Annotated in this window: 17 protein-coding genes and 1 tRNA gene; 9 read left to right on the top strand and 9 right to left on the bottom strand. The window is 62.0% G+C overall.

The genetic code is table 11. The annotated features are described in order from the left end of the window. Positions 1-42 precede the first annotated feature (42 nt). The 9 genes from ABIB44_RS12330 (at position 43) to ABIB44_RS12290 (ending at position 6,528) form a co-directional block, all read left to right on the top strand. The gene (locus ABIB44_RS12330; protein ID WP_354584968.1) at positions 43-861 is read left to right on the top strand and encodes a sulfite exporter TauE/SafE family protein; all 819 of its coding nucleotides are present in this window, start codon (positions 43-45) and stop codon (positions 859-861) included. A 46-nt stretch (positions 862-907) separates the two neighbouring features. Continuing rightward, entirely contained in the window at positions 908-2,275 is a 1,368-nt protein-coding gene (locus tag ABIB44_RS12325; RefSeq protein WP_354584967.1) for an MBL fold metallo-hydrolase, read from the top strand. Positions 2,276-2,323: 48 nt separating this feature from the next. Then, positions 2,324-2,665, top strand: a complete 342-nt coding sequence (locus ABIB44_RS12320) for a rhodanese-like domain-containing protein (RefSeq protein ID WP_354584966.1) — start codon at positions 2,324-2,326, stop codon at positions 2,663-2,665. Between the two features lie 68 nt (positions 2,666-2,733). Beyond that, positions 2,734-3,294 carry a YeeE/YedE family protein gene (locus ABIB44_RS12315; RefSeq protein ID WP_354584965.1) on the top strand — a complete coding sequence of 187 codons (561 nt, stop codon included), beginning with the start codon at positions 2,734-2,736 and terminating at the stop codon, positions 3,292-3,294. A gap of 17 nt (positions 3,295-3,311) precedes the next feature. Continuing rightward, a complete protein-coding gene (locus tag ABIB44_RS12310) occupies positions 3,312-3,722 on the top strand; it encodes a DUF6691 family protein (protein ID WP_354584964.1) in 411 nt (136 codons plus the stop codon). A gap of 27 nt (positions 3,723-3,749) precedes the next feature. Beyond that, entirely contained in the window at positions 3,750-4,796 is a 1,047-nt protein-coding gene (locus ABIB44_RS12305; protein ID WP_354584963.1) for a c-type cytochrome, read from the top strand. 9 nt (positions 4,797-4,805) lie between these two features. Then, complete coding sequence (locus ABIB44_RS12300; RefSeq protein WP_354584962.1) at positions 4,806-4,958, top strand: hypothetical protein; 153 nt, start codon at positions 4,806-4,808, stop codon at positions 4,956-4,958. Positions 4,959-4,997: 39 nt separating this feature from the next. Beyond that, positions 4,998-5,534, top strand: a complete 537-nt coding sequence (locus ABIB44_RS12295; RefSeq protein WP_354584961.1) for a DsrE family protein — start codon at positions 4,998-5,000, stop codon at positions 5,532-5,534. Between the two features lie 58 nt (positions 5,535-5,592). Then, positions 5,593-6,528 carry an MFS transporter gene (locus ABIB44_RS12290; RefSeq protein ID WP_354584960.1) on the top strand — a complete coding sequence of 312 codons (936 nt, stop codon included), beginning with the start codon at positions 5,593-5,595 and terminating at the stop codon, positions 6,526-6,528. 307 nt (positions 6,529-6,835) lie between these two features. On the opposite strand, the gene ABIB44_RS12285 is transcribed toward ABIB44_RS12290, so the two are convergent. From ABIB44_RS12285 to ABIB44_RS12245, 9 genes are all read right to left on the bottom strand, one after another. After that, a complete protein-coding gene (locus ABIB44_RS12285; protein WP_354584959.1) occupies positions 6,836-7,144 on the bottom strand; it encodes a PKD domain-containing protein in 309 nt (102 codons plus the stop codon). Positions 7,145-7,480: 336 nt separating this feature from the next. Next, the gene (locus ABIB44_RS12280; RefSeq protein WP_354584958.1) at positions 7,481-7,897 is read right to left on the bottom strand and encodes a hypothetical protein; all 417 of its coding nucleotides are present in this window, start codon (positions 7,895-7,897) and stop codon (positions 7,481-7,483) included. 389 nt (positions 7,898-8,286) lie between these two features. Then, positions 8,287-8,360: transfer RNA gene (locus tag ABIB44_RS12275), tRNA-Asn, on the bottom strand. 111 nt (positions 8,361-8,471) lie between these two features. Continuing rightward, positions 8,472-8,891 carry a Rieske (2Fe-2S) protein gene (locus ABIB44_RS12270; protein ID WP_354584957.1) on the bottom strand — a complete coding sequence of 140 codons (420 nt, stop codon included), beginning with the start codon at positions 8,889-8,891 and terminating at the stop codon, positions 8,472-8,474. Positions 8,892-8,953: 62 nt separating this feature from the next. Then, on the bottom strand, positions 8,954-9,802 hold the full coding sequence (locus tag ABIB44_RS12265) for a 3-hydroxyacyl-CoA dehydrogenase NAD-binding domain-containing protein (RefSeq protein ID WP_354584956.1): 849 nt from the start codon (positions 9,800-9,802) through the stop codon (positions 8,954-8,956). Positions 9,803-9,879: 77 nt separating this feature from the next. Next, a complete protein-coding gene (gene ftsY / locus ABIB44_RS12260) occupies positions 9,880-10,851 on the bottom strand; it encodes a signal recognition particle-docking protein FtsY (RefSeq protein WP_354584955.1) in 972 nt (323 codons plus the stop codon). Positions 10,852-11,051: 200 nt separating this feature from the next. Next, positions 11,052-11,216, bottom strand: coding sequence for a DUF4295 domain-containing protein (locus tag ABIB44_RS12255; protein WP_210514038.1), 165 nt, complete (start codon positions 11,214-11,216; stop codon positions 11,052-11,054). A gap of 8 nt (positions 11,217-11,224) precedes the next feature. Continuing rightward, on the bottom strand, positions 11,225-11,407 hold the full coding sequence (gene rpmG / locus ABIB44_RS12250; RefSeq protein WP_035567317.1) for a 50S ribosomal protein L33: 183 nt from the start codon (positions 11,405-11,407) through the stop codon (positions 11,225-11,227). Between the two features lie 104 nt (positions 11,408-11,511). Further along, complete coding sequence (locus ABIB44_RS12245) at positions 11,512-13,206, bottom strand: aminopeptidase P family protein (RefSeq protein ID WP_354584954.1); 1,695 nt, start codon at positions 13,204-13,206, stop codon at positions 11,512-11,514. Between the last annotated feature and the right edge of the window lie 70 nt (positions 13,207-13,276).

Below are 13,276 nucleotides of genomic sequence, written 5' to 3'. Positions count from 1 at the left end.
TACACATGAACAACCCTTCATAGCTTCATACATCATCCGCTCATGCTCCATTACCTCGGCTATTTCGCTGCCATTTTCATCGGCCTCTCGCTCGGCATCATGGGCGGGGGTGGCTCTATCCTCACGGTGCCGGTGCTGGTGTACCTGATGGGCGTGAGCCCGGTGCTGAGCACGGCCTACTCGCTGTTTGTGGTGGGCAGCACTTCGGTGGTGGGCGCGGCGGGCTACTTTCGGAAAGGGCTGGTGTCGCTGAAAACGGCCGTGGTCTTTTTGATTCCCTCACTGGCATCGGTGTTTCTGGTGCGCAAGGTGCTGTTGCCGGCCATTCCGCACGAGCTGTTTACCCTGGGCAGCATCGTGTTCACCAAAGACCTGCTGGTGCTGGTGGCCTTTGCCGTGCTGATGGTGGCGGCGGCCACCTCCATGATTCGCAGCAAGAAAGCCGAGGGAGTGCTGGCCGAGGAGCTGCCCCCAAAGCCCGCCTTCAACTACCCGCTTATTCTGGGCATTGGGCTGGTGGTGGGGCTGCTCACGGGCTTCGTGGGCGCGGGGGGCGGCTTTCTCATCATTCCGGCGCTGGTGCTGGGCGCGCGCCTGCCCATGAAGCTGGCCGTGGGCACCTCCCTGGCCATCATTGCCCTGAATTCGCTCATTGGCTTCAGCGGCGACCTCAGCGCGGGCACGCCCATTGCGTGGCCGTTTATATTGGGTTTTCTGGCGTTTGCGCTCGGCGGTATCGTGCTGGGCACCTACCTGGCCCGCTTCATTCCGGGGGCCAAGCTCAAGCCGGCTTTCGGCTGGTTCACCCTTGCCATGGGCACATTTATCCTCACCAAGGAGCTGCTGTTTCATCGCGCTTAACCGCCCGTTTCCCGCCGTTCTCCCACCCGTTTTTTCGTCGAATCCCATGAAAATCGAGCAATTTGAAGACCCGGGCCTGGCCCATTACTCCTACGCCATTCTGAGCGAGGGTGTCCGCGAAATCGTGCTGGTAGACCCCGCCCGCGACCCACAGCCCTACTACGACTTCGCCCAGGCGCACGACGCTAAAATCGTGGCCGTGCTCGAAACCCACCCCCACGCCGACTTCGTGTCGTCGCACCTCGAAATTGCCCGGAAAACCGGGGCCGTCATTCGCGTCAGCAAGCTACTGGGGGCCGAGTATGCCCACGAAGCCTTCGACGAGGGCGACTCGTTCACGGTGGGCCAGCTCACGTTTCGGGCCCTGAACACGCCCGGCCACTCGCCCGATTCGGTGAGCACCGTGCTCAGCCGCGCGGGCCAGGACGTGGCCGTGTTTACGGGCGACACGCTGCTCATCGGCGATGTGGGCCGGCCCGACCTGCGCGAGAAAGTAGGCAACCTGACGGCCAGGCGCGAGGAGCTGGCCAAGCAGCTGTACCACAGCACCCGCGAGAAGCTGATGACCCTGGCCGACGACGTGCTGGTGTACCCCGCCCACGGCGCGGGCTCGCTGTGCAGCAAGGCTACCAACACGGCCAGCAGCAGTACCATCGGGGCCGAGAAAATCGGCAACTACGCCCTGCGCCCGCAGTCGGAGGAAGCCTTTGTGCGGGAGCTGCTGGCCGACCAGCCTTTCATTCCCAAGTACTTTGGCTACGACGTGGCGCTGAACAAGGCCGGCGCGCCCGACTTCGCCCCGAGCCTGCGGCAGGTGAAGCGCCTGGCGACGGGCACGGCGCTGCGAGCCGGTGTGCTGGTGATTGACGCCCGGCCCGAGGCGGTCTTCAAGCAGGGCCACGCCGAAGGGGCCATCAACATTCAGCAGGGCGGCAAGTTCGAAACCTGGCTGGGCTCCGTTGTGGGGCCAACGGAGCGGTTTTACCTGCTGGCGGCCGATGCGGACACGCTGACGGATTTGATTCAGAAGACGGCCAAAATCGGCTACGAGCCGCTGATTGAAGGCGCGCTGGTGGGCACCCCTTCGGCCGCAGCAACCCTGGCCCGGCTGGACGTGGAGGCCTTTCGCGCTCACCCCGGGCGCTACACCATCGTGGACGTCCGCAATGCCTCGGAGCACGCCCACGAGCCGCTGTTTGCCGGCGCGCTCAACCTACCGTTGCCGGAGCTGCGCGAGCGGACCGGCGAAATCCCGACCGATAAGCCGGTGGTGGTGCATTGCGCCGGCGGCTACCGCTCGGCGGTCGGCAGCAGCATTGTGGCCCCCGCCCTGCCCGCCACGCCGGTCTACGACCTGAGCGAGGCCGTAAAAACCTTTCCCGTGCGCAGCCCCGACGCAGCTGCCCACGCCTAGCGTGCAGCCAGCGCCAGTCCTACCCATTCATTCCTAATCTCATTTCCAATGTCTTCCGCCGAAAACACGCCGCAGCCCGGCTACCAGAACCTGACCCCGGCTCAGTTTGCCGCCGAAATCCGCCGGCCCGGGGCCGTGCTGCTCGACGTGCGTCGCCCCGAGGAGTTTGCCCAGGGCCATTTGCCCGAGGCCGTGAACATGGAAGTAACCGCACCCGACTTTGCCCAGCGCATCGCCCGCCTCGATAAAAAGGTGCCCACCTACGTGTACTGCCGCAGCGGAGCCCGCTCGGCCAACGCGGCCGGGCAGCTGGCGCGGGCCGGTTTTGCGCACGTCAGCAACCTGATGGGCGGGGTACTCGACTGGTCCGAGCCGCTGACCACGCGGTAGTCGCCCGCCATTTCTACTTCTGAGCGCCCGGCGCTGCGCCGGACGCCCTGTTTTCATTTCCGAACTTTATGCTTGAACTCCTGCAAAAACCCTGGCCCTGGTACGTGGCCGGGCCCCTTATTGGCCTCACGGTGCCGGCCCTGCTGCTCGTGGGCAACAAAGCGCTGGGCATCAGCAGCTCGCTGCGGCACATGTGCGCGGCCTGCGTGCCGGCCGGCATTCCGTTTCTGACCTACAACTGGCGGGCCGAAATCTGGAACCTGGTGTTTGTGCTGGGCGTGGCCCTGGGCGGCTTCATCGGCTACCAGCTGATGGGCCACCCCGACGTGGTGAACATCTCGTCCGCCACCGTGCGCGACCTCAAAACCGAGCTGCACCTCACCGATTTCACCGGCCTGCTGCCGCGCGAATTGTTTGCCCTCGATAACCTGGCCAACTGGAAGGGCTGGGTGTTTTTGGTGCTGGGTGGCTTTCTGGTGGGCTTCGGCACGCGCTACGCCGGCGGCTGCACCTCGGGCCACGCCATTTCGGGCCTCTCTAACCTGCAGTGGGTGTCGCTGGTAGCCGTTGTCGGCTTCTTCGCCGGCGGCCTGCTGATGACCTGGGGTATTTACCCGATGTTATTTTAGGTGCGATTTTAGTCCTTATGAAATACTTCAAATACCTGGTGCTGGGCACGTTGTTCGGCATCATACTCACCAAGAGCGAAGTCATCAGCTGGTTTCGGATTCAGGAGATGTTCCGCTTCCAGGCCTTCCACATGTACGGCGTCATCGGCTCGGCCGTGGTGGTGGGCCTGGTTTCAATTCAGCTCATCAAGCGTAACCGACTGAAAACCATCAGCGGCGAGCCCATTGTGCTGGCCGACAAGAAATTCAACCACGGCATCTGGATTGGCGGCTTTATTTTTGGGCTGGGCTGGGCCATCACCGGGGCCTGCCCCGGGCCGCTGTTTGCCCAGCTGGGCAGTGGCGTAGGCGCGGCGGCCGTGATGATTATGGCGGCCCTGGCCGGCACCTGGACCTACAGCGCCCTGCGCGAAAAGCTTCCCTACTAACTCCCTCCCCACCAAACCGACCACCCCATGAACCCCACGGAAGAACGGGTGCGGCAGTTGCCCCACCTGGTGCGCCTGCTGATGCTGCTGACGGCGGCCGTGGTGCTCGTACTCGTGGTGGTCCTCACGAAGCTTTACGGGCCGGCCCCAACGATGCCCGAAGTGGCGGCCAACGAAGCCACTGATGGCCCGCCCCCGGCCGGCAGCTACCACCGCCCCGCCACCCCGGCCCCCGACACGGCCCGGATTCCACGCACCGCCGCCGGCCGCCAGATTCGCTACGGCCGCGAGCTGATTGCCCACACGGCGCAGTACCTGGGCCCGCAGGGCTCGGTAGCGCACCTGAGCAACGGCATGAACTGCCAGAACTGCCACCTGCAGGCCGGCACCATGGGTTTCGCCAACAACTACCTGGCCGTGGCGGCCACCTACCCCAAGCTGCGGGCCCGCTCGGGCTCGGTGGAAGGCATCGAGAAGCGCGTGAACGACTGCCTGGAGCGCAGCCTCAACGGGCGGGCGCTGGCCGACAGCAGCCGCGAAATGCGCGCCGTGGTGGCCTACATCAAGTGGCTGGGCCAGGGCATTGCCAGGGGCCGCAAGGTGTACGGCACGGGCTTCGTGCAGCTGGCCTACCTCGACCGCGCCGCCGACCCCATCATGGGCAAAGCGGTGTTTGCCAGCAAGTGCCAGCGCTGCCACGGGCCGGAGGGCCAGGGCCAGTCGCTGGCCGCCGGGCGCGGCTACCAGTACCCACCGCTGTGGGGGCCGCACAGCTACAATGACGGCGCGGGCCTGTTCCGCGTCACCAACTTCGCCAAATACGTGAAGGCGGCCATGCCCTACGGGGCCACCTTCGACCACCCGCAGCTCACCGACAAGCAGGCCTGGGACGTGGCGGCCTTCGTGAACGCGCAGCCCCGCCCGCACTTGCCAGCCCCGCACGACTGGCCCGACATCCGCCAGAAGCCGGTGGACCATCCCTTCGGACCCTACGCCGATGCATTTTCGGTGCGGCAGCACAAATACGGGCCGTGGCAACCCATTGAGGCCGCTTACCCCGGCAAAGCCAATTAATCCCCGCTTATGCATTTCCACCTGCGTCGCTGCATGGCCGCCCAGGTACGCACCCGAGGCCTGGACGTGCTGGACCTCTACCTTTATGAATCGGCATTGGGCGGCACCTACGGCGAAACCCGCTACATGATGAACAAGGTGAACACGCACCAGCTGAACTGACTACTGAACGACGACTTTTAACCCAATTCCCGTTTGCTGATGAACTTCCTGACCCGTTTTTTCGCTGCCGCCGCACTGGTGGCCACCATTGGCACGGCCGCCCAGGCCCAGACCACGCCCGTCGCTACCCCGCCAACGGCCCCGCCCACTCCCGCACCCGTACTCCCGCCGCCCAACGCGGCCGTGGCGGCGAAGGCGGCCACTTTTCAGGGCGCGCCCGCGACCAAGAAATACTACCGGGCCGTGTACCAGCTCGACAACAGCGACCCCAAGCTCATCAACCAGACCCTGCACAACATGAAAAATGCGCTGGAGGACCCCCGCCTGAAAGGCAAGCTGGAGATGGAACTGGTGGTGTTCAGCGGCGGTACGGTGGTGTTCAAAAAGGACCAGCCCTTCGAGGCCGATGTGCTGGCCCTGCAGCAGGCCGGCGTGATTCTGGCTCAGTGCGCAAATTCCATGAAAGCCTACAAGCTGACCAAGGACGACATGCTGCCCTACATTTCCGTGGTGCCCACCGGCAACGGCGAGCTGATTATCCGCCAGACCGAAGGCTGGGTGCTGGTGCATCCATAAGCGGATACTTCTTTGTCTCAACCCTTACTTCCCTATTCCAATCCTCCCCATCACCCCCATGCCCGTCCGGCTTGGCCTGCGCGAAAATGCCCAGCAATTCACCCCACTGGTTATCGTCAATGCCTTCGTGGGCGGCACGGTGTGGAGCCTACTACAGCTATTGCTGGCCACCAAAAGCTTCACCCTCACGCAGATTGGCACGGTGGCCGCGGTGTACCCCGCCGTGTGGGGCCTGGGCCAGCTCCTGACTGACCCGCTGGCTGACCGGCTCTGCAAGAAGGACCCACTATTCTGGAGCATGCTACTGCAGGGCGCGGTGCTATTGGCCATGCTGTTCACCAGTTCCTACCCGGCATTTCTAGCGCTGGCGGCGCTGTTGGGCGCGGGCACAGCGCTGGTATACCCCACTTTTCTGACGGCGGTGGCCGAATATACTCCCGCAACGCAGCGTGGGCATCTTCCGCTTCTGGCGCGATGCGGGCTATGCCATCGACGCGCTGCTGACGGGACTGTCTCGTCCGGAATTCCTAGACCACCTCATGACCCGGTGTATGTAAAATCCCGCTGCTTCGACCCCTTCCCTTTCCCGGCCGCCACCGAAGCCCAACAGGCGGAAATCCACAAGCTGGCCGAGCAGCTCGACAGCCACCGCAAGCGCCAGCAGGCCCAACACCCCACGCTCACCCTCACCGACCTCTACAACGTGGTGGAAAAGCTGCGGGCCGGCCTGCCCCTGACAGCCAAGGAGCAGGTAACCCACGAAAACGGGCTGGCCGCCGTGGTGCTGGAGCTGCACAAGCAGCTCGATGCAGCCGTAGCGGCGGCCTACGACTGGGCCCCCACCCTGCCCGATGCCGAGCTGCTGACGCGGCTGGTGCAGCTCAACCAGCAGCGGGCGGCGGAAGAAGCGGCGGGCACGGTGCGCTACCTGCGGCCAGCGTACCAGGCGAAGTCAGTTAGCAGTGAACAGTTGGCAATGAGCAATGAGCAATGAGCAATGAGCTGGCTACGGAAGCGGTGAGCAGTGAGGTGGCAGTGGCGCGACGTGAGTGGCCGGCGGGGCTGGCGCAGCAGATGCGGGCGGGGCACTCACGGCAGCGGGCGTGGCGGGCTGCTTCGCGGGCAAGGTGCGGGCCGGCCAGGTGCTGCCGCTGCTGGAGTCGCTGGCAGAGCTGGCACTGCTGCGGCACGTGCCGGAACTGGAGGCATATGCGCTGCAGGCGGGGCTTGGCTGCACAAAAAACGCCCTTCCGGCCACGTGGCTGGAAGAGCGTTTTTGTTGGCTGGTTCAGCCCCTGCAATTAGGGCACGACGGTGACCTGCTTGCTGGTGGTGGCATCCCGGTTACTGTTTTTGGCGGTGAGCTTGATGGTGTACTGGCCCGTCGTGACGTACTTGTGCTTGGCCTTGATGCCGGTGGTGCTGAAGCCGTCGCCGAAGTCCCACACGAAATCGCCGGCGTCGGTGCTGCAGCCCGCGTTCACCTCTACCTCGTCGTTGACCTTGGAGCTGGGCTGGCCTTTCTCAATGGTGAAGCAGGCGTCGGGCTTCTTGCTACAACCGGCCAGCAGCAGGGCAGCTAATAAAACAAAATTTGCTTTGTGCAGCATAACGGAATGGCGTTGAAAATGAGTGTTCCGGAAAGTTACAAATCAATTTGTTTCCTTGGAACTCCCGACTACTTTAACCTTGGTAAAAAACAATTTATTCTTGCCCCATGCGTACCCATGGAGCATGGCCGTCCCAAGTGCGTTTGGGCTGAATTGAACAGCCGCTAACGACAATGGCATGGCGCTGGAACGAGGGAGCCGATGGCGACCAGGCGGGCTGCTTTGCGGGCAAGGTGCGGGCTGGGTAGGTGCAGCCACTGCTGGAGTCGCTGGCGGAGCTGGCCCTGGTACGCCACGTGCCGGAACTGGAGGCATATGCGCTGTAGCGCCAAACCGCTACGCTACCTGCGCGAGCCAGGCCGTGGCTTCGGCTTCGGTTTCGAAGCGGCGGAAATGCATGGAGCCACCGTTGGCCTCCTGCACTATCTGTCCCATGGCGAGACGGGTGAAAACGTTGTGGGACATTACCACGGCGCCGTATAGCCCGGCCGGGTGCTGGGCGGCGGTGTTGCGCCAGAAGTCCACGCACCACGCAATTTCCTCGGGCGTGAAGGGGGTCAGCAGGTGTTGGTGGGAGAGGAAGCGGTGCCAGCGGTTGCGCTGTAGCACGTGGGGCAAGTGGCTAAGCAGGCCCTGCAGCTCGGGCAGGGTGTGCTGGCCGTCGTTGTACTGGAGCAGGGCGTAGGCGTCGGGGTGCTCGTATAGGCGGCCGACGGGGTTTTCGAAGTATAGCTGAGGAGAATCAGGGGCCATTGGGGTGAAAGGAAACGGGAACCGCGGCAGCGGCGGGGGCCGCCAAAGGTAGGTCGGTTTTTTGCCAGGAGCTCGGCCGGGCGGGGCAAAAGAAAAGCCCTTTCGGTTTGGAGAAGGCCTTTGATAAGGCAAGGAAACGTGTTTGAGGCCGCTAAGCGGTACGGTTGCGCAGCTATTGCTCCACGGCATCGGCCATGACGCCTACCTTGGCCACAGCGGTGCGGCGCTCCTTGGGGAAGCAGTTGAATTTCTGGGTCTAGTAGCGGATTTCGTGGTCTTCACTAACGTTGACCCGGGTGCGGTTGGCAGGGCATTTCAAAACTATCACAACATCAACCGGGGGCAATAATTAAAAAAGGCCACTCACGATACCGTGAGTGGCCTTTTAGCGCTCCCTCCTGGGCTCGAACCAGGGACCCTCTGATTAACAGTCAGATGCTCTAACCGGCTGAGCTAAGGAAGCTTTTTTCTAGCCGAAACACCGGTTGTTGTTGTTTCGGAGTGCAAATCTACAACGGTCTTTTGAAGAAACACAAGCCTATAGTATGTTTTTTTCAAAAATTTCTACCTGATTTCAGTTCGTAATACTGAGCAGATTGCCTTGTACACTGACACTGTACTGCTTAAGGGGCAACGGGGTGGGGCCACCGGTCACTTGGCCTTTAAGGTCAAATTGCGAGGTGCAGCACGAATCGCGCATAAATAGCTTCGAATTGCGGTCGAGCGAAACCAAGGCGCAGGCATCGTAAGGTTGGTAGGGGCAGTTGCGCTCGAAGGCCAAGAAAGTGCTGGCACTCTGGCGTACCACAATCACCCCCTTCACGCCACCATTGCCGGCCGGGCCTTTCACCGGGATAGTTACGGCTCCGTTGTCGAAGCGCAACGGGGCGTATTCCTGGGCCGCTAGGCTTAGGCTGAGATTGACCGGAGCATAGGGAATCTGGGGCTGGGCATTGTTTTTACTGCCGCAGGCATCCAGCAAGGCACTTAGCATCAACCCTCCCGCTACCCGCCCGGTCCTCGAGCTGAAAAACATCAAATTCATGGCGAAGCACCTTAGTAAGTGTAGAAGCCACGGCCGGTTTTGCGGCCGTGATGGCCGGCATCGACCTTTTGTTGCTGGATGCGGCTGGGCCGGAACTTACCGTCCTGATGAAACGAAGCGAACATGGCACTGGTCACCGAGAAGTTGGTGTCGACTCCAATCAGGTCCATCAACCGGAAGGGGCCCATTTTAAATCCACTGGCTTCGAGCAGCTCGTCCACTATTTCAAATGGAGCCACATTTTCCTCTACTACTTTCAGGCTTTCCACATAGTAGTGCCGGGCCACGCGGTTCACGATGAACCCCGGGGCATCGGCGGCGCGCACGGGGGTTTTACCCAGACGACGGGCCATTGCCTCCACCGCGTCGGCCACTGCGGCGGCGGTAGCTACGCCGCTAATGACCTCCACCAGCGGCATCAGCGGGGCGGGATTGAAGAAGTGTAGGCCTACCACGCGCTCGGGGTTCGGTACGGGAGCCGCCAATTGGGTAATGGGCAGCGATGAGGTGTTGGAGGCTAGAATTGTGGTTGGCTCGTTGATGGCCGCTAGTTGCTGGAACAGCAAGTGCTTCACGTCGAGCCGCTCTACCACGGCTTCAATGATGCAGTCGGCGCGCACGTCGGCCAGCGCGGTGGTGAGCGTAAGGCGGGCCAATGCGGCTTCGCGGGCCTCGGCGGTCAGCTTATTTTTGGCTACCAGCTTGCCCAGGCCAGCGGCAATGGCCGCTTGTGCTTTTTCGAGGGCAGTTAGGCTCAGGTCGAAGAGAACCGTGGGTAGGCCGTGCTGCACACCAAGCTGGGCAATACCCAGGCCCATAGTCCCGGCCCCAACGACGGCTAAGTTTTGAATCTCATTCATAGCACGAAGATAAACGGCCCGCCCCGGCCGGTAGTATCCGGAAGGAGCAGGCCGTAACGCGGGCGAATTATCGCCGCTTATTTCTTGAACAGCGAATTGACGAACGTGTGGCGGTCAAATAGCTGCAAATCAGTCATCTTCTCCCCCACCCCAATGTAGCGCACCGGAATGCTGAACTGGTCCGAAATGCCAATCACTACGCCACCCCGGGCCGTGCCGTCGAGCTTGGTGATGGCCAGGGCCGTGACTTCAGTGGCTTTGGTGAACTCCTTGGCCTGCAGAAACGCATTCTGGCCGGTACTGCCATCGAGCACCAGTAGCACTTCGTGCGGCGCGTCGGGAATCATCTTCTGCATCACGCGCTTGATTTTGCTCAGCTCGTTCATCAGGTTCACCTTGTTGTGCAGGCGGCCGGCCGTGTCGATGATGACCACGTCAGCGCCCATTTCCACCCCCTTTTTCACCGCGTCGAAGGCCACGGATGCCGGGTCGGTGTTCATGCCGTGGCTCACCACCGGCACGCCCACGCGCTGCCCCCAAATGATGAGCTGGTCGACGGCGGCGGCCCGGAAAGTATCGGCCGCGCCCAGCACTACTTTCTTGCCGGCCGAGTGAAACCGGTGCGCCAGCTTGCCGATAGTGGTGGTTTTGCCTACGCCATTCACCCCGACCACCATGATGACGTAGGGCTGCCCGGAGCTGCCCGCGCTGTCCAGCACGGCCATGGAACCCGAGTTGTTATCTTCCAGCAGCCCCACGATTTCCTCGCGCAGGATGCGGTCGAGCTCACCGGTGCTCACGTACTTGTCGCGCGCCACCCGGGCCTCAATGCGGTCAATAACCTTAACGGTCGTATCAATCCCCACGTCGGCGTGCACCAGCAGCGTTTCCAGGTCGTCCAGCACCGACTCATCCACGGTGCTTTTACCCACCACGGCCTTGCTCAGCTGCTCGAAAAAATTGGTTTTGGTTTTTTCCAGCCCGGCATCAAGCGAGGCTTGTTGGGCGGGAGTTTCCTTGTCCTTTTTAAAAAAATCGAAGAGGCCCATGGGGGTTCTGTCATGCTGAGCTTGCGAAGCAGCTTATCACGTTCGCCGTGCTCGGATTGGTAACTCTACTGAAAGCAGCCGTGATAAGCCGCTTTCGGCGTCAGCATGACAAAAGTCAGCATGACAGGGGGTATTACACGCAAAAAGTCCCACGAAGGTGGGACTTTTTAAACTCTTACAAAGCCGAGGCCGGCCAGCAACTATTTGTTGCCGGTAGCCAGGTACTCCTGCACTTTGTCGAGCAGCACCATTTCCTCGCGGAAGGTGTAAGCACCGGTTTTCTCCGATTTAACGGCACGAATCACTTTTGCCCAGTTCTTGGCATTTTCTACGGTTTTCAGCGTAGCAACTACTTTCTTAGCCATTGTTCAGGTTATTTAATTTCCTTGTGAACGGTCATTTTCTTGAGGATGGGGTTGAATTTCTTCAACTCGATACGCTCAGGGGTGTTCTTGCGGTTTTTGGTGGTGATGTAGCGCGAGGTGCCCGGCATCCCCGAGGTTTTATGCTCGGTGCATTCCATGATAACCTGCACCCGGTTTCCTTTCTTGGCCATCTCGACGGGGGTGTGTGTTTTTAAATTTAGGACTGCAAAGGTACAGGGATTTTTCGGAACTGCAAAGAACCGGGCAGCATAAGGGCTAGTAGCATAAGCATTAGCTACTTCAGCTCGGGCAGCTTGAAGCCTTCCAGCGCGCTGGGCTCGGCCATTAGCTTCTCGATATCGGCGACGGTGCGCGGGGCTTCAGCCGATAAATTCTCGTAGCCGGTGGCGGTAATCAGGGCATCATCTTCGATGCGGACGCCGATGTTCCACCACTTGGGGTCGCAGGGCGAGCCGGCGGGAATGTAAATACCCGGCTCGACGGTGATGACGTTGCCAACCTGCAAGGGGGCGTAATTGCCCCGGTCATGCACATCGAGCCCCAGGTAGTGGCTGGCTCCGTGCGGGTAATACTTGCGAAAATCTTCCTTCTTTTTGATGATGCCGAGCTTTTGCAGGCCGGCGGCCACCACTTCCTGGGTGGCTTTGTTGGGCGCGTTGAACTCGGCCCCGGGGCGGCAGGCGGCGAAGCCGGCTTCCTGAGCAGCGAGCACCAGCTCGTATACCTGGCGCTGCGCCGGGCTGAAGGTGCCGGACGGCGGCGCGGTGCGCGTCACGTCGGCGGAGTAGCCGTGGTATTCGGCCCCGCAGTCCATTAGCACGAGGTCGTTGTCGAGGCGCGGGCGGTCGTTGGTTTCGTAGTGCAGAATGCAGCCGTTGGCCCCACCGCCCACGATGCTGGGGTAGCCCTGGAATTCGGCTCCGTAGCGACGGTACACGTACTCGTGCAGGCCCTGCACCTCCATTTCGCCCAGGTCGGGGCGCAGCAGTTTCATTACCTCGCGCTGGCCCTGGGCGCTGATGCGAACGGCCCGCCGCAGCAGCACCAGCTCCTCGGGCGTTTTGATGGCGCGCAGGGCATCCAGTTTTTCTCCCAGCGTCATATCATCGAGCCGGCCGGGCGGGTGGGCTTCCATAGCAGCTTTGCGGGCCGCGTTGGTAGTGGCCGCCAGGTAGTCTTTCACTAAGGGAGAACTGCTGAGCGCAGGGCTCGCTTTCACCTTCTCCGCCAGGTACCCGGCCACGTCGGGCATCAGGCCGTAGTGCCGAATGCTCTTCTCAAACTCGCCAAGCGCCGGGTTGTAATCGGCGGGCACGCCGACTTGCCGGCGAAACGTGGCCACCAGCTTATGCAGGTCGGCAGGGTTGCCGGAATCGTCCCGGGTGTCGGTGGGCAGGTCCCCGAAGAGGATTTTGTCGAAATCAGCCCACTTGAGCCCACTCGCGGCGAACTCCTTGTTATCAGCGGTGTATTGGAGAGCCAACTGATTTTTGGCCCCGACGGCCCCAAGCCGACGACCAGTCCACGATTCGCGGGCGGGGTTGCGGGGCTGCGTGAATAGCGCTTCCGTCACGCCCGGCTGGCCACCTACGGTGCGCGGCTCGGCAAAGAGCAGCAGCACGGCATCGGGTTCCCCGTAGCCGGTAAGGTAATGAAAATCGGGGTTCTGATGGTAAACGAAGTCGACGTCGTTGGCGCGGTTACGCACCGGCGCGGCAAATACCACGGCCACGCTGTGCGGCGGCAGCTGCGCCCGCAGCAGCTCGCGGCGCTGCCTGTGGAAGGCCGGCGACAGAAAATCGGTGGGCCGGGCCGGGGCCGCGTACTCCACGATAGGCTCGGGGATGGAGGCAGGGGTTTGGGCCACCGCCGAACCGGCCAGCAGCAACCCGCCAACAACCCCCTGCGAACCGAGCCGCAACCGCCGCGGCACCTGGAAAAGCGAAAGAAACGGGAACCTTATGAACATCAGGAATTGCAGTGGAGAGCAGGTGAGAAAGCAAGATAGCCGCCAACCGACAAAGCCAGCGCCGCTGCGG

The organism is Hymenobacter sp. UYCo722, assembly GCF_040547115.1.
GTDB lineage: Bacteria > Bacteroidota > Bacteroidia > Cytophagales > Hymenobacteraceae > Hymenobacter.
The sequence above is the reverse complement of the archived record's forward strand: the minus strand, read 5'-3'. Positions and strand labels throughout refer to the sequence as shown.

What these genes read in the sequence shown, in the direction of transcription:
- ABIB44_RS12330 (WP_354584968.1), top strand. Translation starts at nt 43, where the DNA reads ATGCTCCATTACCTCGGCTATTTCGCTGCCATTTTCATCGGCCTCTCG.
- ABIB44_RS12325 (WP_354584967.1), top strand. Translation starts at nt 908, where the DNA reads ATGAAAATCGAGCAATTTGAAGACCCGGGCCTGGCCCATTACTCCTAC.
- ABIB44_RS12320 (WP_354584966.1), top strand. Translation starts at nt 2,324, where the DNA reads ATGTCTTCCGCCGAAAACACGCCGCAGCCCGGCTACCAGAACCTGACC.
- ABIB44_RS12315 (WP_354584965.1), top strand. Translation starts at nt 2,734, where the DNA reads ATGCTTGAACTCCTGCAAAAACCCTGGCCCTGGTACGTGGCCGGGCCC.
- ABIB44_RS12310 (WP_354584964.1), top strand. Translation starts at nt 3,312, where the DNA reads ATGAAATACTTCAAATACCTGGTGCTGGGCACGTTGTTCGGCATCATA.
- ABIB44_RS12305 (WP_354584963.1), top strand. Translation starts at nt 3,750, where the DNA reads ATGAACCCCACGGAAGAACGGGTGCGGCAGTTGCCCCACCTGGTGCGC.
- ABIB44_RS12300 (WP_354584962.1), top strand. Translation starts at nt 4,806, where the DNA reads ATGCATTTCCACCTGCGTCGCTGCATGGCCGCCCAGGTACGCACCCGA.
- ABIB44_RS12295 (WP_354584961.1), top strand. Translation starts at nt 4,998, where the DNA reads ATGAACTTCCTGACCCGTTTTTTCGCTGCCGCCGCACTGGTGGCCACC.
- ABIB44_RS12290 (WP_354584960.1), top strand. Translation starts at nt 5,593, where the DNA reads ATGCCCGTCCGGCTTGGCCTGCGCGAAAATGCCCAGCAATTCACCCCA.
- ABIB44_RS12285 (WP_354584959.1), bottom strand. Translation starts at nt 7,144, where the DNA reads ATGCTGCACAAAGCAAATTTTGTTTTATTAGCTGCCCTGCTGCTGGCC.
- ABIB44_RS12280 (WP_354584958.1), bottom strand. Translation starts at nt 7,897, where the DNA reads ATGGCCCCTGATTCTCCTCAGCTATACTTCGAAAACCCCGTCGGCCGC.
- ABIB44_RS12270 (WP_354584957.1), bottom strand. Translation starts at nt 8,891, where the DNA reads ATGCTAAGTGCCTTGCTGGATGCCTGCGGCAGTAAAAACAATGCCCAG.
- ABIB44_RS12265 (WP_354584956.1), bottom strand. Translation starts at nt 9,802, where the DNA reads ATGAATGAGATTCAAAACTTAGCCGTCGTTGGGGCCGGGACTATGGGC.
- ftsY (WP_354584955.1), bottom strand. Translation starts at nt 10,851, where the DNA reads ATGGGCCTCTTCGATTTTTTTAAAAAGGACAAGGAAACTCCCGCCCAA.
- ABIB44_RS12255 (WP_210514038.1), bottom strand. Translation starts at nt 11,216, where the DNA reads ATGGCTAAGAAAGTAGTTGCTACGCTGAAAACCGTAGAAAATGCCAAG.
- rpmG (WP_035567317.1), bottom strand. Translation starts at nt 11,407, where the DNA reads ATGGCCAAGAAAGGAAACCGGGTGCAGGTTATCATGGAATGCACCGAG.
- ABIB44_RS12245 (WP_354584954.1), bottom strand. Translation starts at nt 13,206, where the DNA reads ATGTTCATAAGGTTCCCGTTTCTTTCGCTTTTCCAGGTGCCGCGGCGG.